The 17,108-nt window shown below is 74.0% G+C and carries 15 protein-coding genes; 11 read left to right on the top strand and 4 right to left on the bottom strand.

Going from position 1 to position 17,108, the window contains the following annotated elements; genetic code table 11:
• Nucleotides 1-216: 216 nt before the first annotated feature.
• Complete coding sequence (locus H505_RS0120935; RefSeq protein ID WP_026403546.1) at nt 217-1,377, bottom strand: NADH-quinone oxidoreductase subunit D; 1,161 nt, start codon at nt 1,375-1,377, stop codon at nt 217-219.
• 78 nt (nt 1,378-1,455) lie between these two features.
• Here H505_RS0120935 and H505_RS43360 point away from each other — a divergent pair, with 78 nt between their 5' ends.
• Nucleotides 1,456-2,121 carry a PH domain-containing protein gene (locus H505_RS43360; protein ID WP_245592590.1) on the top strand — a complete coding sequence of 222 codons (666 nt, stop codon included), beginning with the start codon at nt 1,456-1,458 and terminating at the stop codon, nt 2,119-2,121.
• Nucleotides 2,122-2,339: 218 nt separating this feature from the next.
• Nucleotides 2,340-3,671: a PH domain-containing protein gene (locus H505_RS43355; RefSeq protein ID WP_157433075.1), complete on the top strand. Its 1,332-nt coding sequence runs from the start codon at nt 2,340-2,342 to the stop codon at nt 3,669-3,671.
• A gap of 23 nt (nt 3,672-3,694) precedes the next feature.
• Here the strand turns inward: H505_RS43355 and H505_RS0120920 are convergent, their stop codons facing one another.
• Together H505_RS0120920 and H505_RS0120915 are read right to left on the bottom strand one after the other, a co-directional pair.
• On the bottom strand, nt 3,695-4,102 hold the full coding sequence (locus tag H505_RS0120920) for a RidA family protein (RefSeq protein ID WP_026403545.1): 408 nt from the start codon (nt 4,100-4,102) through the stop codon (nt 3,695-3,697).
• A 60-nt stretch (nt 4,103-4,162) separates the two neighbouring features.
• Nucleotides 4,163-5,104, bottom strand: coding sequence for a DMT family transporter (locus tag H505_RS0120915; protein ID WP_051300960.1), 942 nt, complete (start codon nt 5,102-5,104; stop codon nt 4,163-4,165).
• Here H505_RS0120915 and H505_RS0120905 point away from each other — a divergent pair.
• From H505_RS0120905 to H505_RS0120890, 4 genes are all read left to right on the top strand, one after another.
• Nucleotides 5,103-6,512: an aminotransferase-like domain-containing protein gene (locus H505_RS0120905; protein ID WP_026403542.1), complete on the top strand. Its 1,410-nt coding sequence runs from the start codon at nt 5,103-5,105 to the stop codon at nt 6,510-6,512. The genes H505_RS0120915 and H505_RS0120905 overlap by 2 nt on opposite strands.
• Nucleotides 6,513-6,686: 174 nt before the next feature.
• On the top strand, nt 6,687-7,889 hold the full coding sequence (locus tag H505_RS0120900) for a cytochrome P450 (RefSeq protein ID WP_245592589.1): 1,203 nt from the start codon (nt 6,687-6,689) through the stop codon (nt 7,887-7,889).
• 115 nt (nt 7,890-8,004) lie between these two features.
• Nucleotides 8,005-8,412, top strand: coding sequence for a YciI family protein (locus tag H505_RS0120895; RefSeq protein ID WP_026403540.1), 408 nt, complete (start codon nt 8,005-8,007; stop codon nt 8,410-8,412).
• The gene (locus H505_RS0120890; RefSeq protein WP_026403539.1) at nt 8,409-9,566 is read left to right on the top strand and encodes an RNA polymerase sigma factor; all 1,158 of its coding nucleotides are present in this window, start codon (nt 8,409-8,411) and stop codon (nt 9,564-9,566) included. Before H505_RS0120895 ends, H505_RS0120890 begins: the two co-directional genes overlap by 4 nt.
• A 415-nt stretch (nt 9,567-9,981) precedes the next feature.
• Here H505_RS0120890 and H505_RS0120885 read toward each other — a convergent pair whose 3' ends face one another.
• On the bottom strand, nt 9,982-10,992 hold the full coding sequence (locus H505_RS0120885) for an SAM-dependent methyltransferase (protein WP_341849568.1): 1,011 nt from the start codon (nt 10,990-10,992) through the stop codon (nt 9,982-9,984).
• Between the two features lie 110 nt (nt 10,993-11,102).
• On the opposite strand from H505_RS0120885, the gene H505_RS0120880 reads away from it, so the two are divergent.
• The 5 genes from H505_RS0120880 to H505_RS0120860 all read left to right on the top strand — a co-directional run bounded on the left by H505_RS0120880 (nt 11,103) and on the right by H505_RS0120860 (nt 16,930).
• Nucleotides 11,103-12,296 carry a sensor histidine kinase gene (locus H505_RS0120880; protein WP_026403537.1) on the top strand — a complete coding sequence of 398 codons (1,194 nt, stop codon included), beginning with the start codon at nt 11,103-11,105 and terminating at the stop codon, nt 12,294-12,296.
• Nucleotides 12,289-12,981 (top strand): response regulator, encoded by a 693-nt coding sequence (locus tag H505_RS0120875; protein WP_026403536.1) that lies wholly within the window; start codon nt 12,289-12,291, stop codon nt 12,979-12,981. Before H505_RS0120880 ends, H505_RS0120875 begins: the two co-directional genes overlap by 8 nt.
• A 142-nt stretch (nt 12,982-13,123) precedes the next feature.
• Nucleotides 13,124-13,414, top strand: a complete 291-nt coding sequence (locus tag H505_RS0120870; RefSeq protein WP_084550599.1) for a chaplin family protein — start codon at nt 13,124-13,126, stop codon at nt 13,412-13,414.
• 238 nt (nt 13,415-13,652) lie between these two features.
• Entirely contained in the window at nt 13,653-14,426 is a 774-nt protein-coding gene (locus tag H505_RS43350; RefSeq protein WP_034519008.1) for an ABC transporter ATP-binding protein, read from the top strand.
• Nucleotides 14,426-16,930 (top strand): ABC transporter permease, encoded by a 2,505-nt coding sequence (locus H505_RS0120860; RefSeq protein WP_026403534.1) that lies wholly within the window; start codon nt 14,426-14,428, stop codon nt 16,928-16,930. The genes H505_RS43350 and H505_RS0120860 overlap by 1 nt, the downstream gene beginning before the upstream one ends.
• Nucleotides 16,931-17,108: the final 178 nt, after the last annotated feature.

Raw genomic sequence — 17,108 nt, 5'->3', positions numbered from 1 at the left:
CGGCGTCCAGCCCGTGCGTGGGGGCATGACGTTCGGGTGGAGTGGACGCGGGCCGCGTGCGGCGTACGGCCTGTGCGTGGGGGGCATGGCGTTCGGGTGGAGTGGACGCGGGCCGCGTGCGGCGTCCTGCCCGTGCGTGGGGGCATGGCGTTCGGGTGGGGGCGGCGGCTCGTCACGCGCGGACGTAGGGCGCTCTGCGCCCGGAGTCCGTGCGGGTCATTTGTCGATGTCGCCCACCACGAAGAACATGGAGCCCAGGATCGCGATCATGTCGGCGACGAGGTTGCCGGGAAGCAGTTCCGCGAGCACCTGGACGTTGTTGAAGGACGCGGAGCGCAGCTTCAGCCGCCACGGCGTCTTCTCGCCGCGCGACACCAGGTAGTAGCCGTTGATGCCGAGCGGGTTCTCCGTCCACGCGTACGTGTGGCCCTCCGGGACCTTCAGGACCTTCGGCAGGCGCTGGTTGATCGGGCCCTTCGGCAGCGCGGCGAGGCGGTCGAGGCAGGCGTCGGCGAGGTCGAGGGACGCGTACACCTGGTCGAGGAGGCACTCGAAGCGGGCGAGCGCGTCGCCCTCCGACCGGGTCACCACGCGGACGTCCAGTTCGTCGTAGGCGAGGTACGGTTCGTCCCTGCGGAGGTCGAAGCCCACTCCGGACGCGCGGGCGATCGGGCCCGAGACCCCGTACTGCAGGATCTGCTCCTCGGTGAGCACACCCACGCCGCGTGTGCGCGCGCGGAAGATCTCGTTGTCCAGGATGAGGTCGGCGATGTCGCTCATCCGGCCCCGGACGACCGAGACGGCGTGGCGCGCACGTCCCGTCCAGCCGGCGGGCAGGTCGTCCTTCAGGCCGCCCACGCGGTTGAACATGTAGTGCATGCGGCCGCCGGAGATCTCCTCCATGACCCGCTGCAGTTCCTCACGCTCACGGAACGCGTAAAAGATCGGGGTCATCGCACCCACTTCCAGGGGGTACGACCCCAGGAACATGAGGTGGTTGAGGATCCGGTTCAGCTCGGCGAGCAGCGTCCTGGCCCAGACGGCCCGGACGGGCACCTCCATGCCCAGCATCCGCTCCACGGCCATGACGACCCCGAGCTCGCTGGAGAACGCCGACAGCCAGTCGTGCCGGTTGGCCAGCACGAGGATCTGGCGGAAGTCGCGGACCTCGAACAGTTTCTCCGCGCCCCGGTGCATGTACCCGACGATGGGTTCGGCGGCGGAGATGCGCTCCCCGTCCAGGGTCAGCCGGAGCCTGAGCACGCCGTGCGTGGACGGGTGCTGCGGCCCGATGTTCAGGGTCATGTCCTCGGTCGCGAGCTCCTTGCCCAAGGAGTTCGAGCCCGCGCCGATACCGACGATCCGTTCGGTGGTCATGGTCGCGTCTCCGCCGCTCGGGTCACCGGGCCATGCTCCCATGGCGGCCGATGCCCGTTTCCGGTTGACTAGGGTCCGATGAACCCGAACCACGGCGGACAGCCGTACGACCCCGCCGCGCACCCGCCGCCGCCCGGCCCGATGCCGCAGGGGCCCGTGCCGCAGGGGCCCGTGCAAGGCGCGCCGGGACGGCCCGTGCCGGGAGACGGTCCGAACGCCGCGGGGCCGGTCGCCGCACAGCCCCGGTACCGTCCGGACGAGGCGTTCGCCCCCGGCGGCGGGCAGAAGTGGTGGCCGATCTCCAAGCGCCACACCTGGCAGCGGGCGTTGACGGCCGTGCTCTGGGCCGTCCCCGTGGGGGCTCTGGGCGTCTTCATGCTCGGACGCGACGGAGGCGTCGCCGCGTCGGCGATGTGGGGCGCCGCGGTGGTCCTGGCGGTCGTTGTCATCGGGATCGTGGCGGAACTCGACCGACGGTCCTTCGGGTACGCCGAGCGCGCCGACGACCTCATCCTGACGCACGGCGTGTTCGTCAAGCGCCTCATCGTCGTCCCGTACGGACGGATGCAGTTCGTGGACGTCACGGCGGGGCTGCTGGAGCGCTGGATGGGCATCGCGACCGTCCGGATGCACACCGCGGCGGCCGCCACGGACGCGACCGTCCCGGGCCTGCCCGCCGCGGAGGCCGCGCTGCTGCGCGACCGGCTCGCGCAGAAGGGCGAGGAGAGGAGCATGGGCCTGTGAACGGCCCCTACGGCCCCCCGCCCGGCCCGTACGGTCCGCAGCCCGGCCCCCACGGACCGCCGCCCGGTGGGCCCGGCCCGCAGGGACGGCCGGGCCCGTACGGTCCGCCCGGCCCGCCTCAGGGGCCGCCCGGCCCCTACGGGCCGCCGCGTCCTCCTTACGGTCCGCCTGGCCCGTACCAGGGGCACCCGTACCCGGGGCCGCCGCACGGGTATCCGATGCGGCCGCCGGTGCGGTTCTCCGAGGGCACCCACAGGCTGCACTGGGCCACGGCGCCGCTCCGCGCGTTCGTGTTCCTGATCGTCTACTTCGTCCTGCTGGGCTTTCCGCTGCTGCTGACCCAGACGGACGGGGGCATCGTCCTCGCCCTCACCCCCGAGGTGATCGCGCGGTTCCTGATCGTGTCGGTGCCGGTCACCGTGATCGCGGTCGGCACGGGCCTGTGGACGTGGCTGGCGCTGCGCTTCCGGGTCGACGGGGACGACCTCGTCGTGGAGACCGGGCTGCTGCGCAAGCGCAAGCGCCGCATCCCGCTGTCGCGCATCCAGGCCGTCGACATCGTCCGGCCGCTCGTCACCCGCGTGTTCGCGCTCGCGGAGGTGCGGGTGGAGCTGGCGGGCGGCGAGCAGAGCGAGATCGTCCTGCGGTACGTGGGGCGGAACTCCGCGCAGCAGTTGCGCGCGGAACTGCTCGCCCTCGCCGCCGGGCTGCCGGGCCACACCCCGGAGGCACCCGAACGGCACGTGTGGCGCGTCCCCTTCGGCGCGCTGTTCTCGTCCCTGCTGCTGCGCTGGCCGGTCATAGGGACGATCCTGCTTTTCCTCGGCACGCTGGTGTTCATGGTGGTCTACACGGAAGGCGGCATCCTGGCCGTCACCGTGCCGATCCTGCTCGGCCTCCTCCGCGCGGTGGTCGCCCCCATGGTGATGTACGCGAACTTCCGGGTCGCCCTGTCGCCGGACGGGATTCGACTCCGGTACGGGCTCCTCGAGACGCGCATGCAGACGCTTCCTCCCGGCCGCGTGCAGGCCGTCGGCATCGTCGAACCGGCGATCTGGCGGAGCCTCGGCTGGGTGCGGGTCGAGATCACGGTGGCGGGGTACGCGGGCGAGCGGCAGGCCCTGTCCTCGACGCTCCTGCCGGTCGCCCCGCGCCACGTCGCGCTGCACCTGGTGTCGCAGGTGTTCCCGGGGACGCACGTGGACGCCGTCCCGCTCCTCCCGGCGTCCGGCAAGTCGGTGGCGATCGACCGTCCGGACGGCGCGGGCACCGACGACGTCGTGTTCGTGACCCGCCACGGCTGGCCCTGCCGACGGACGGACGTGATCGCGCACGCGCGCGCGCAGAGCGTCCGTCTGACCGTGAACCCGCTCCAGAGGCTTCTGGGGTTGGCGACCGTCCATGTGGACGCGCCGCCGGGGTCCGTCCAGGTCGCCGCGGCCGACCGGGACCTGGGCGAGGCGCGCGCGATCGTCGATTCGACGGCCCGGAGGGCGCGCGCGGCGCGCAAGGCCGCGGCGGGCGACCCGTCCCACTGGGCCGCGCGCTGACGCCCGTCCGGGCGGCGGGTCCGTCAGTCGAGGACCGCCGCGACGGCCTCGATCTCCACGAGCTGGTCGTGGTAGCCGAGCACGGTCACGCCCATCAGGGTGCTGGGCACGTCGTGGTCGCCGAACGCGTCCCGGACGACCTGCCAGGACGCCACCAGGTCCTCCTGGCGGGCGGACGCGACGAGGACCCGCGTGCTGATGACGTCCTGGAGCGAGGCGCCGGCGTCCGCGAGCGCGGTCCGCAGGTTCTCGACGCAGCGCGCCGCCTGCCCCGCGTAGTCGCCGACGGCGACGGTGGAGCCGTCGTCGGCGAGGGGGCACGACCCCGCGAGGAAGATCAGGCGGGCGTCGGCGGGGGCGGTGGCCGCGTAGGCGTACTCGGCGACGTCCGAGAGGGACGCGGAACGGATCAGGGTGACGGCACGGGGCACGGAAGCTCCTCGGGAAGATGATCACCTGTCTCGTGATCGTCGCAGAGCGGAAAGCGGTCCTCACCTGGTTTTTCCGGCGCCGGCCGGCCGTCCCCGCCGGGTGTGGACGGCGCTCGCGGCGCAGGCGACGACGGCGACGCCGCCGAGGACGGTCGGCCAGGTGAGCGGCTCGCCCAGGAGCAGCGCGGCCCAGCCGATGGTCATCACCGGCTGGACGAGCTGGACCTGCCCCACCCGCGCCATCGGCCCGATCGCGAGCCCGCGGTACCAGGCGAAGAAGCCGAGGAACATGCTCACGACCCCGAGGTAGGCGAACGCGGACCACTCGGCCGGGCCGCCGGTCGGCGGGTGCCGGACGAGCGACGCCGCGGCGGCCAAGAGCATCGGCGGCGCGGATACCACCAGCGCCCACGACACGGTCTGCCACGCGCCGAGTTCGCGGGCGAGGAGACCGCCCTCCGCGTAGCCGATCGCGGCCGCGAGGACGGCCCCGAACAGCAGCAGGTCGGACCCGTGCGGCCTGCCGAGCCCGCCGCCCTGCAGCGACGCGAACCCGACGGCGGCGACCGCGCCGACGGACGCCGCGAGCCAGAACGAGGCCGGCCGGCGCTCGTGCGCGCGCAGCACGGCCGTCACCGCCGTCGCCGCGGGCAGCAGCGCGATCACGACGGCCCCGTGGCTCGCCGGAGCGGTGGTGAGCGCGAACGAGGTCAGCAGCGGGAAACCGGCGACGACCCCGCCCGCCACGACCGCGACGCGGACCCACTGGACGCCGCGCGGCGGGCGCTGCCTCGTGACCGCGAGGGCGGCCGCGGCGAGGGCCGCGGCGACGACCGCGCGTCCGGCACCGGCGAACAGCGGGGACATCCCGCCGCCCTGCACGGCGATCCGGGTGAACGGGACGGTGAGCGAGAACGCCGCGACCCCGAGCAGCCCCCACCAGAGTCCCGCCTGCGATAGCGGAACGGGCTTCGGAAGAGTAGCGCTACTATCAGCCTTCATGAAAGACGATAGCAGCGCGCGTATCGTGGCCGGGCTCCGGGACTGGATCGCCGCCGCCGCGCCCGGCGCGCGGCTGCCGTCCACGCGGTCCTTGGTCGCGCAGTACGGGGCGAGTCCCGTCACAGTGCAGAAGGCGCTGCGGACCCTCGCGTCCCAAGGCTTGGTCGAAAGCCGTCCGGGCGTGGGCACGTTCGTCCGGGCCGTCCGCCTGCCGCGCCCCAACGACTACGGCTGGCAGACCGCCGCGCTCGGGTCGCCCCAGAACCCGATCCCCCGGACGTCCACGGCACTGCGGCAGGCCCCCAACGACGTGATCGCGCTGCACTCCGGCTACCCGGACCGCGAACTGCTCCCCGAACGCCTGGTCAGGACGGCGTTCGCCCGTGCGGCGCGCGGCGACGCGGCCGTCGGCCGTCCCCCGTCCGCCGGGCTGCCCGACCTCCAGGCGTGGTTCGCGGCCGAGCTGGGCGCCGCCGCCCCCGCGTGGGCCGCGCCCCCCGCGCCGAGCGACGTCATCGTCGTCCCCGGCAGCCAGAGCGGGCTCGGCGGCGCCTTCCGCGCCCTGGTCGGCGCGGGCCGCCCGCTCCTCGCGGAGTCCCCGACGTACTGGGGCGCGATCCTCGCCGCCGCGCAGGTCGGCGTCCGGATCGTGCCCGTCCCCAGCGGGATCGACGGACCCGACCCGGACGAACTGGCGCGCGCCTTCGAACACACCGGGGCCCGCGCGTTCTACGCCCAGCCGACCTTCGCCAACCCGACCGGCGCCCGCTGGTCCCCGGACGTCGCCGACCGCGTCCTCGACCTCGTCCGGCGGCACGGCGCGTTCCTCATCGAGGACGACTGGGCGCACGACTTCGGCATCGCCGCGGACGCGTCCCCGGTCGCGGCCCGCGACGACGCCGGGCACGTCGTGTACCTGCGGTCGCTGACCAAGAGCGTCTCGCCCGCGGTGCGCGTCGCCGGGGTCGTCGCGCGCGGCCCCGCCCGCGAGCGCATCCTCGCCGACGCGCAGGCCGAGTCGATGTACGTCAGCGGCGTGCTGCAGGCCGTCGCGCTCGACGTCGTCACCCAGCCGGCGTGGCGCACGCACCTGCGGGGCGTCCGCCGCCAGCTCACCGCCCGCCGCGACCTGCTGGCCGGCGCGATCCGCGAGCACGTCCCGTCCGCCCGCCTCGACGTGCCGCAGGGCGGGCTGAACCTGTGGGTGCGGCTGCCGGACGCCACCGACCTGCCCGGGCTCGTCCGGGACTGCGAGGCCGCGGGCGTCGTCGTCGCGGCCGGCGACGAGTGGTTCCCCGCCGAACCGACCGGCCCCTACCTGCGGCTCGGCTACGCGGGCCCGAACCCCGGCGCCTTCCCCGAGGGCGCCCGCGTCATCGGCGAGGTGCTCGCCCGCCGGCACGGCTGACGAAGTTATCCACAGGCCGCGGTTTTCCTTCACCCCCTCCCGGCCCTGACCGAGCATGAAGTGGCCGGTCCGCCCAGCGTGGGGGATGGGCGGACCGGTCCCGACCGCCCGAGACGGAGGCGTCCCATGAAACAGCCTGGACAGACGCGCACCAACGCGAAATATCGTTCGAGGATGATGTCCTATGACCCGTGGTCGCCCGAGTTCGTGGCCGACCCTTATCCGGTGTTCGAGCGGCTCCGGGACGAACGTCCGGTGTTCTTCCACGAGCCGACCGACCAATGGGTGATCAGCCGGTACGAGGACGTCGACGCGCTCCTGCGCGACCGCAGGCTCGGCCGCTCGTACCTGCACACGGCCACGCACGAGGAGTTCGGCCGGCCGGCGGAGGCGGAGTTCCTCAAACCCTTCTGGGACCTCGTCCGCGCCGGAATGCTCGACGTCGAGCCACCGACCCACACCCGCCTGCGGCGGCTGGTCTCCAAGGCGTTCACCGCACGCATGGTGGAGGGGCTGCGGCCCACCATCCGGAGACTCGCCGAGGAGCTGGCGGGCACCCTCGCGGCCAAGGGCGGCGGCGACCTGCTCGCCGAGGTCGCCGAGCCGCTCCCGGTGAACGTGATCGCCGAGATGCTGGGCGTCCCGCCGGAGGACCGTCCGCTCCTGCGCCCCTGGTCGGCCGACATCTGCGGCATGTACGAGCTCAACCCGTCCGAGGAGACCCAGCGGACGGCCGTCCGCGCCGCCGTCGAGTTCTCCGACTACCTGCGGGGCCTGGCCCGCTCCCGCCGGGACGAACCCTGCGACGACCTGATCAGCGCGCTCGCCCAGGTCGTCGACGACGGCGACCGGCTCACCGAGGACGAACTGATCGGCACCTGCGTCCTGCTCCTCAACGCCGGGCACGAGGCCACGGTGAACGCCACCGGCAACGGCTGGTGGTCGCTGTTCCGCAACCCCGGCGAACTCGACCGGCTCCGCGCCGACCCGTCCCTCGTGCCCACCGCCGTCGAGGAACTCCTGCGCTACGACACCCCGGCCCCGATGTTCGAACGCTGGGTCCTCGAAGACATCACCGTCGCCGGGGTCGACATCCCGCGCGGCGCCGAGGTCGCGCTGCTGTTCGCGTCCGCCAACCGCGACCCCGCCGTCTTCGCCGACCCGGACCGCCTTGACCTGGGCCGCGACCCGAACCCGCACATCACCTTCGGCCTCGGCATCCACTACTGCCTCGGCGCACCGCTCGGCCGCATCGAGCTCGCCGAGTCCTTCGGCGCCCTCCTGAGAGCCGCCCCCGCACTCCGCCCGACCGCCGACCCGAAGTGGAAGCCCGGCTTCGTCCTACGCGGCCTGGAGGCCCTCCACGTCCAATGCTGACCCGCCCCACCCGGCGAACAAAAAACTTTCGGTGGTGATGTCGAGAACGAGGGGACGGCTTCGTCCCAGGGGTGAGCGCGACCAAGATGGGTCGTACGAGCATCGAGGAGAAGCGATGGCCAAGTACCTGCTGCTGAAGCACTACCGAGGCGCCCCGGCCGCGGTGAACGACGCGCCGATGGACCGGTGGACGCCGGAGGAGATCTCGGCGCACGTGCAGTACATGAACGACTTCGCGGCCCGGCTCGAGGAGACCGGCGAGTACGTCGACAGCCAGGCGCTCGCGCCCGAGGGGACGTGGGTCCGCTACGACGGCGAGGGGCGCCCGCCGGTCACCGACGGCCCGTTCGCCGAGACGAAGGACCTCATCGCCGGCTGGATGGTGATCGACGTCGACGGGTACGAGCGCGCCGTCGAGCTGGCCGGGGAGCTGTCGGCGGCGCCCGGGGCGGGCGGGAAGCCGATCCACGAGTGGCTCGAGGTGCGCCCGTTCCTGGGCGAGGCGCCCACGATCACGGAATGAACGCTCCGGTCGACGAGGTCCTCCTCCGCGGCCTCACGCCGAACGTCCTCGGGATCCTCGTCCGCCGCGGAGCCGACTTCGCGGCGGCCGAGGACGCCGTGCAGGACGCGCTGGTCGAGGCGCTGCGCGTCTGGCCGGACGACCCGCCGCGCGACCCGAAGGGCTGGCTGGTCACCGTGGCCTGGCGCCGGTTCCTCGACGCGGCGCGGGCGGACGCCGCCCGCCGCCGCCGCGAGGACCTCCTCGAGGAGGAGCCGGCGCCGGGGTCCGCGTCCGAGGTGGACGACACGCTGCGGCTCTACTTCCTGTGCGCCCACCCGTCGCTGACGCCCGCGTCGGCGGTCGCGCTCACGCTGCGCGCCGTCGGCGGGCTGACCACCCGCCAGATCGCCCGGGCGTACCTGGTGCCCGAGGCGACCATGGCGCAGCGCATCAGCCGGGCGAAGCGGACCGTCTCCGGCGTCCGGTTCGACCGGCCCGGCGACGTCGCCACCGTGCTGCGCGTCCTCTACCTGGTCTTCAACGAGGGGTACTCCGGCGACGTCGACCTGGCCGCCGAGGCCATCCGGCTGACCCGGCAGCTCGCCGCCGCCATCGACCATCCGGAGGTGGCGGGGCTGCTCGCGCTGATGCTGCTCCACCACGCCCGCCGCGCCGCCCGGACCGCGCCCGACGGCGGGCTGGTGCCGCTCGCCGAGCAGGACCGCCGCCGCTGGGACACGGCCGCCATCGCCGAGGGCATCGACATCTTGCAGGCCGCCCTGGCCCGCGACCGGCTCGGCGAGTTCCAGGCCCAGGCCGCGATCGCGGCGCTCCACGCCGACGCGCTCACCGCGGAGGAGACCGACTGGGTGCAGATCGTCGAGTGGTACGACGAACTGGTGCGGCTGACCGGCAGCCCGGTCGTCCGGCTCAACCGCGCGGTGGCGGTCGGCGAGGCCGACGGTCCCCGCGCCGGGCTGGCGGCGCTCGCCGCGCTGGACGACTCTCTGCCCCGCCACACCGCCGTGGCGGCGTACCTCCACGAGCGCGACGGCGACCCGGCGACGGCCGCCCGCCTGTACGCCGAGGCGGCCCGCAAGGCGCCCAACCTGGCCGAACGCGACCACCTGACCCGCCAAGCCGCCCGCCTCAACACCCTCCACCACAACTGACGCCCCCGGCCGGGCCGCCCACCGCAACACCCTCGACCGCGACTGGCGGCCCTGGCCGTTGGTATGGGCCGGGCGGCTCGCCTCAGCAGCTCGACCACGGCTGACGGCTCGGGGTTGTCCGCTGTGCATCGTGTGTGCTTTGTGGTGCGGAACTGACCCCTCGGCCGTCGGCGCCGGCCGGGCCGCTCGCCGCAACACCCTCGACTGCGGCTGGCGGCCCCGGCTGTTCGCTGCGTATCGCGTGTGCTCTTGTGGTGCGCGACTCGGCCTCGGCTGTCGGTACTGGCCGGGTCGCTCGTCTCGGCCGCCTCTCCACCACAACTGACGCCCCCGGCCGTCTGCTGGGCAGTGTGTGTGGGCTTGTGGTGCGGGGCTGGCGGTCGCGGTCGCTGCCGTTTCGCGCGGAGCGTGCGGGTCAGCGGGGTGGGGTGGTGAGGAGGGTGGGGACGGGGATGTGCTTCGACTGGGCCAGCCAGGTGAAGCCGCCGAGGCCGGACGGGTCGGTCAGTTCGGCGTCCTCGCCGGCGTGGCAGAGGGCGGCGACGTAGGCGCGCGGGTCGCGGTGGGCGAGGTCGAGCGGGGGGCGGGCGCCGGTGAGGCCGAGGGCGCGCAGGGCGGTGCGCTGGGTGGTGAGGACGGTCGCGGTGGCGCCCGCGCGCTCGCCCTCGACGGCGCAGGCGTCGAGGGCGACGTGCGCGGTGACGTCGCAGGAGCCGTCGGGGACGGCGGGGACGGTGGACCCGTCGCGGTACCCGGCGAGGGTGCCGTACGGGGGCCGGGAGGTGCGGGTGTGGGCGTAGTCGACCGCGATCGCGAGGCCGCGGGACAGGCGGCGGACGACGGTGCCCCAGGCGGCGCAGCGGGGGCGGCCGACCTCGGCGCGGTCGCCCGGTTCGGCCAGCGGCCACCAGCGGTCGAGCCATGCGCGGTCCTCGGCGGACGGCTCGGGCCCGGGGCGTTCGGCGCCGCTGGCGGGGTCGACGAGCATCGTGCGGACGCCGTCCGGGGTGCGCTCGACGACGTCGAGGGGGACGTTGTCGAGCCACTCGTTGGCGATCGCGAGGCCGGTGAAGGACGCGGGGAGGTCGGGGCGCCACGTCACGCCGGGGAGGTCCGGGGGCCGCGGGGCGATCTCGACGGCGGTGAGGTGCAGGCGGTCGCGGAGGTCGGGGGCGGCGTGGTCGCGGACGTTCGTGAGGAGGGCGCCGGAGCCCGCGCCGATGTCGACGAGGTCGAGGCGGGACGGGCGGCCGAGGGACGCGTCGACGTCGGTGAGCAGCCGGGCGACGGCGGCGGCGAAGCGGGGGGAGGCGTGCACGGAGGTGCGGAAGTGGTCGGCGGGGCGCTCGCGCCGGTAGAAGCCCCGCTCCCCGTACAGGGCCCGCTCCATCGCGGTGCGCCAGGGCAGCCACTCGGTGACCAACACGTGTGCGACGTTACCGTGGGCGGCGGCCCCGGGCGGACCATCCTCGCGGCGGAGCGCCGTCCGACTTGCGGCTGATCCGGGGCGTACCAGGCGATACGTAGCCTGTCCGCATGGTCGGGAGGATGTGGGACTGGCTCCGGGGCAAGACGCCGCTGGTCGACGCGTTCCTGGCGGCGCCCGTGGCGTTCCTGGCGCTGCCGGGGCTGCTGAGCGGGTCGTACGGCGTGCCCCCCGTCCAGTACGCCGCGGTGACGTTCGCGCTGCTGGTGCCGCTGGTGCTGCGGCGGACCCACCCGCGGGCGGTGTTCGCCGTGGTCGCGCTGGTGGCGGGCTTGCAGTGCGCGGTGGGCATCACTCCGCTGCCCGCCGACATCGCGGTGCTGATGGGGCTGTACACGGTGACGGCGGGGTTCTCGCTGCGGTGGGGGGTGGCGGCGGCGCTGGTCGTGGAGGTCGGCGCGGTGATGGCGACGTACCGGTATCCGAGCGGCGGCGCCGACGCCCGGTACTCGTTCGTGATGCTGACGGTGGTGACGGCGGGGGTGTGGCTGCTCGGGCTGCACATGCGGACGCGGCGGGCGTACCTGCGGTCGCTGGAGGAGCGGGCGGAGCGGCTGGAGCGGGAGCGGGACGCGGAGGTGCGGATGGCGATGGCCGCGGAGCGGGCCAGCATCGCGCGGGAGCTGCACGACGTCGTGGCGCACAACGTCAGCGTGATCGTGGTGCAGGCGGACGGCGCGTCCTACGCGATCGAGCACGACGTGGGGCGGGCCCGGCAGGCGCTGGAGGCGATCTCCACGACCGGGCGGTACGCGCTGGGCGAGATGCGGCGGCTGCTGGGGGTGCTGCGGGAGGACGACGACGCGGGGGCGTACGCGCCGCAGCCGGGGGTGGCGGAGCTCGACGACCTGGTGGGGCAGGTGCGCGCGTCGGGGCTGCCGGTGACGTTCGAGGTGGAGGGGGCGCCGCCGGAGCTGTCGCAGGGGCGGCAGCTGACGGTCTTCCGGATCGTCCAGGAGGCGCTGACCAATACCCTCAAGCACGGTGGGCCGCGGGCGTCGGCGTCGGTGCGGTTGCGGTTCGGCGGGGACGCGGTGGAGGTCCGGGTGGAGGACGACGGCCGCGGCGCGGCGGCGTCCGGCGGCGACGGCCGGGGGCACGGCCTGGTCGGGATGCGGGAGCGCGCGGCGGTGTACGGCGGCACGGTCCGGGCGGAGCCCCGGGCGGGCGGCGGTTTCGGGGTGCTGGCCCGGATCCCCACCGGCGAGGACGAAGCGGCCGAGAGGAGTATCCGGAATGGGTGAGGACGAGCCGATCCGGGTCGTGCTGGTGGACGACCAGGAGCTGGTGCGGACGGGGTTCGCGATGGTGCTCGACGCGCAGCCGGACATCGAGGTGGTGGGGGAGGCCGGTGACGGCCTCCGGGCGCTGGAGCTGCTGCGGGCGACGCGGGCGGACGTGGTGCTGATGGACGTCCGGATGCCGCGGATGGACGGGATCGAGGCGACCCGCCGGATCGTGGCGGCGGGGGAGCGGCCGAAGGTCGTCATCCTGACCACGTTCGACCTGGACGAGTACGCGTTCGCGGCGATCAAGGCGGGGGCGGGCGGGTTCCTGCTGAAGGACGCGGGGCCGGCGCACCTGATCGAGGCGATCAAGGCGGTGCACTCGGGGGACGCGGTGGTGGCGCCGAGCACGACGAAGCGGCTGCTGGACCGGTTCGCGGTGCATCTGCCGGACGCCGAGCGGGCGGCGGCGGGCGGGGCGCTGGAGAGCCTGACCGAGCGGGAGGGGGAGGTGCTGCGGCTCGTCGCGCGCGGGATGTCGAACGCGGAGATCGCGGGGCGGCTCTACGTGTCGGAGGCGACGGTGAAGACGCATATGGGGCGCATTCTGACAAAGCTCGACCTGCGGGATCGCGTCCAGGCGGTGGTCTTCGCCTATGAGACAGGTCTGGTGAAAAGCGGCCAAAGTGGCGACGCGCTGTAACGGATTGATCACCCTAAGGTGACTTTTTGCCTTCGTCGTGCCCCTTTCGGTTGGCTTACCTGAAAGTAGCTGGGTAACTACCGTACGCGACGTCGTCTTCGCGGACTGCGTCGGGCAATGTCACCTCGGGCCCATAAAGCCCATGTACGGGAGGACTCACGTGCTCAAGAAGCTCGCCGCCACCGGTGTTCTCGGCTTCGCCATCACCGCCTCGGCCCTCGCCACCGCCCCCGCCGCCTTCGCGGGGGGCCACGGCAACGGGCACGACGGCCCGTTCTCGGGCAACAAGACCAGCGGGAACTTCAGCATCCTCGGGGGCAACCAGGTCATCGCCCCGATCTCGGTCCCGGTCAACGTCTGCGGCAACGCGGTCGCGGTCATCGGCGTCGCCGGCGCCGGCTGCGAGGGCGGCGCGGAGGTCGAGTTCGACTGATCGTCGACCCACCGAACGCCGAACGCCGGCGGCTCCGCGAGGGGCCGCCGGCGTTCGTCTTGCCCCGGCGGGGCCCGCGGGTCGGCGGGACGACTGACCCGGACGTACGACTCAAGTCGTACGCGGCGCCCGGAGGCAGCCTCGATGCCGATGCGGACCGTGGCCGTGCGGGCGATGGCAGGGGCGGCGCGGATTCCTAGCGTGGTGGACGGTCGTAGCCGTCCATGAAGGAGTCACCGTGACCAGCACGTTCACCGGCCCCGCCGGAGGATCTCCCGCCGCCGCCGCACCGCCGGCCGTCGTCGCCGCGGAGGTGTCGAAGGTGTACGGCTCCGGTGACGCGGCCGTCCACGCGCTGCGCGGCGTCAGCGTCGGGTTCGCGCGCGGCGCGTTCACCGCGATCATGGGCCCGTCCGGGTCCGGGAAGTCGACGCTGATGCACTGCCTGGCGGGGCTCGACACGGTGAGCGGTGGGCGGATCACCCTCGGGGACGCGGAGATCACCGGGATGAGCGACCGGCAGCTGACGATGCTGCGGCGGGAGCGCGTCGGGTTCGTCTTCCAGGCGTTCAACCTGCTGCCGACGCTCACCGCCGAGCAGAACATCCTGCTGCCGATGGACCTCGCGGGCCGCAAGCCGGACCGGCAGTGGTTCGACCAGGTCGTGGACGTCGTCGGCCTGCGGGACCGGCTGGGGCACCGCCCGAACGAGCTGTCGGGCGGCCAGCAGCAGCGGGTGGCGTGCGCGCGCGCCCTCGTCGCCCGTCCCGAGGTCATCTTCGCGGACGAGCCGACGGGCAACCTCGACTCCCGTGCGGGCGCGGAGGTGCTGGAGTTCCTGCGCTCGTCCGTCCGGGAGATGGGCCAGACGATCGTCATGGTGACGCACGACCCGGTGGCGGCCTCGTACGCGGACCGGGTGGTGTTCCTGCGGGACGGCGAGATCGTGAGCGAGATCCACGGCCCGACGCCCGAGACGGTGCTGGACCGGCTGAAGAACCTGGGGGCCTGATGCTGAAGACGACGCTGGCGGGCCTGCGGGCCCACAAGCTGCGGCTGCTGCTGACGGCCGTCGCGATCACCCTCGGGGTCGGGTTCATCGCCGGGACGTTCGTCCTGACGGACACGGTCGACAAGGCGTTCGGGCAGACGTTCGCGAAGTCGGCCGGGAAGATCGACGTCGCGGTCCTGCCGGGCGACGGCGCGGGCGCCGAGGGCGCGGACGGCATCCCGCGGGACGTGCTCGAGAAGGTGCGGGCGGTCCCGGGGGTGACGGACGCCGACGGGCTGGTGCGGGGCGGCGCGGCGCTGGTCGGCAAGGACGGCAAGGCGGTCGGCGACATGCCGACGGTGGCGCTGTCGGTGCCGTCCGGGAACCTGCTGCGGTACACGGTCGACGAGGGGCGCGCCCCGCGCGGCGGCGGCGAGGTGGTCGTCCACACGGGCCTGGCCGAGCGGGAGGGCTTCGAGGTCGGCGAGGCGGCGACGGTGCTGGACGGGCGGAACCGGCCGCACCGGTTCACCGTCGTGGGCCTGGTCGACTTCGGCATCGACCAGGAGGCGAGCTACCGGGGCGCGGTCGGGTTCGACACCGCGACGGCGCTGCGGATGACGGGCGAGAAGGCGTACGAGGAGCTGGACGTCCTCGGCGCGGACGAGGCCGCGGTCGCGGCGGCCGTCGGCGGCGGGTACGAGGTGCTCACCGGCGAGGAGCTGGGGGCGCGGCTGGCCGAGGAGGCGGGCGCCGACACCGAGATCATCCGGACGGGGTTGCTGCTGTTCGGCATGGTCGCGATGCTGGTCTCGGCGCTCGTCATCTACAACACGTTCTCGATCCTGATCGCGCAGCGGATGCGGGAGATGGCGCTGCTGCGCTGCGTCGGCGCGACGCGGCGGCAGGTGTTCGGCGGCGTGCTGACCGAGTCGGTGGTCGTGGGCTTCGTCGGGTCGCTGCTGGGCCTGGCCGCCGGGCTGGGGCTCGGCTGGGGGCTGCTCGCGCTGGTGCACCGGTTCGACGAATCGATCCCGGTGGCGGCGCCGACGCTGGCCGTCCGGACGGTCGTGGTCGGCCTCGCGGTCGGCGTCGTCGTGACGGTGGCGTCCGCGCTGCTGCCGGCCCGCGCCGCGACGCGCGTCTCGCCGGTGACGGCGCTGCGCGCGGAGCTGGAGCCGGGCAGCGGGCGGTTCCGCCTGGGCGTCGTGCGGACGCTGCTCGCCGTCCTGTTCGCGGGGGCGGGCCTGGCGGTCGGCGGTTACGCGTCGCTGGTGATGGAGAAGGGCGAGACGGCGATGTTCGCGGTCGCCTTCGGCGGGGCGGTGTTCTTCGCCGGGGTGATCGCGGCGATGCCCGCGCTGGTGCGGCCGCTGGGCCGGTTCGCGGGCGCGCTCCCGGCCCGGGCCGGGGGCGTGCCGGGGCGGCTGGCGGTCGAGAACGCGCGGCGCGCGCCGCGCCGGACGGCGACGACGACGATCGCGCTGACCGTCGGGGTCGGGCTGATGAGCCTGTTCGCGGTGGTCGCGGCGAGCGGTAAGGCGACGTCGGTCGCGCAGATCGAGGAGCAGTTCCCCGTCGAGTTCCAGGTGAACACCCAGTTCGGCGGCGAGGACGACCGGGTGCCGCACGCGCTCGCCGGCGCACTGCGGCAGCGTCCGGAGTTCGCGCAGGTCATCGAGCTGCGGGACACGATGGCGACGGTCGAGGGCGCGGACCTGGTCGTGTCGACGGCGACCGCGTCGGCGCTCGGGACGACGCTGAAGCCGAACGTCACGGAGGGGTCGCTGTCGGCGCTGCGGCCGGGGACGGCGCTGGTGGAGGAGTTCACCGCCGAGGACGCGGGGCTGTCGGTGGGCGACACCGCGCGGATCGCCACGGAGCGGGGCACCGTCGAGGTGGAGGTCGTCGGGTTCCACAAGACGCCCGCGTTCGGCGCGTACCTGGTCCCCGAGGCGGACTTCGACCGCTACTTCACGGAGCGCGACCCGAAGGCGATCATGGTGAAGACGGCGGACGGCACGGACCCGAACGCCGCGCGCAAGGCGATCGACGCCGCCGCGCAGCCGTACCCGACCGTCCGGGTGATGTCGGTCGCGGAGTTCAAGGACACCCTGAGCGACGCCGTGAACAGCATGCTGATGGTCTTCGGCGGGCTGCTCGGCCTGGCGATCGTCATCGCGCTGTTCGGCATCGCGAACACGCTGACGCTGTCGGTGGTGGAGCGCACCCGGGAGTCGGCGCTGCTGCGTGCCCTCGGCATCACCAAGCGGCAGCTCCGCCGGATGCTGTCGATCGAGGCGCTGGTCATGGCGGTGATCGGCGCGCTCACCGGGGTCGTGCTCGGCATCGCGTTCGGCTGGGCGGCGACGGAGGCGATGGGCGAGAGCTCGGTGTTCGCGCTGCCCTACGGGCAGATCGCCGGGTTCATCGCGCTGGCCGCGGTGGCGGGGGTCCTCGCCGCCGTCATGCCCGCGCGCCGCGCCGCGAAGGCGTCCATCGTGGAGTCGCTGTCCACGGAGTAGCAGGTCCCCCGAGTCGCCGGGTCCAGCGAGTCGCCGGGTCCAGCGAGTCGCCGGGTCCAGCGAGTAGCGTGGCCCGCTCGGACGGCGCGCCGCTTCCCCGACCGCCCGGTCGGCGGGGCGGCGCGCCGCCGTCTTCCGGATCGGTCCCGGACGGGCGGCCCCGGCGGCGGACGCGGAC

The organism is Actinomadura rifamycini DSM 43936 (assembly GCF_000425065.1).
Lineage (GTDB): Bacteria > Actinomycetota > Actinomycetes > Streptosporangiales > Streptosporangiaceae > Spirillospora > Spirillospora rifamycini.
This window is presented reverse-complemented; position numbering and strand designations above follow the sequence as displayed.

Bases quoted from the DNA above. Each gene is read 5' to 3' on its own strand.
- H505_RS0120915 (WP_051300960.1), bottom strand. From the start codon at position 5,104: ATGAAGGCTGATAGTAGCGCTACTCTTCCGAAGCCCGTTCCGCTATCG.
- H505_RS0120900 (WP_245592589.1), top strand. From the start codon at position 6,687: ATGATGTCCTATGACCCGTGGTCGCCCGAGTTCGTGGCCGACCCTTAT.
- H505_RS0120875 (WP_026403536.1), top strand. From the start codon at position 12,289: ATGGGTGAGGACGAGCCGATCCGGGTCGTGCTGGTGGACGACCAGGAG.
- H505_RS0120890 (WP_026403539.1), top strand. From the start codon at position 8,409: ATGAACGCTCCGGTCGACGAGGTCCTCCTCCGCGGCCTCACGCCGAAC.
- H505_RS43355 (WP_157433075.1), top strand. From the start codon at position 2,340: ATGCGGCCGCCGGTGCGGTTCTCCGAGGGCACCCACAGGCTGCACTGG.
- H505_RS0120870 (WP_084550599.1), top strand. From the start codon at position 13,124: ATGTACGGGAGGACTCACGTGCTCAAGAAGCTCGCCGCCACCGGTGTT.
- H505_RS0120860 (WP_026403534.1), top strand. From the start codon at position 14,426: ATGCTGAAGACGACGCTGGCGGGCCTGCGGGCCCACAAGCTGCGGCTG.
- H505_RS0120880 (WP_026403537.1), top strand. From the start codon at position 11,103: ATGGTCGGGAGGATGTGGGACTGGCTCCGGGGCAAGACGCCGCTGGTC.
- H505_RS0120895 (WP_026403540.1), top strand. From the start codon at position 8,005: ATGGCCAAGTACCTGCTGCTGAAGCACTACCGAGGCGCCCCGGCCGCG.
- H505_RS0120935 (WP_026403546.1), bottom strand. From the start codon at position 1,377: ATGACCACCGAACGGATCGTCGGTATCGGCGCGGGCTCGAACTCCTTG.
- H505_RS0120905 (WP_026403542.1), top strand. From the start codon at position 5,103: ATGAAAGACGATAGCAGCGCGCGTATCGTGGCCGGGCTCCGGGACTGG.
- H505_RS43360 (WP_245592590.1), top strand. From the start codon at position 1,456: ATGAACCCGAACCACGGCGGACAGCCGTACGACCCCGCCGCGCACCCG.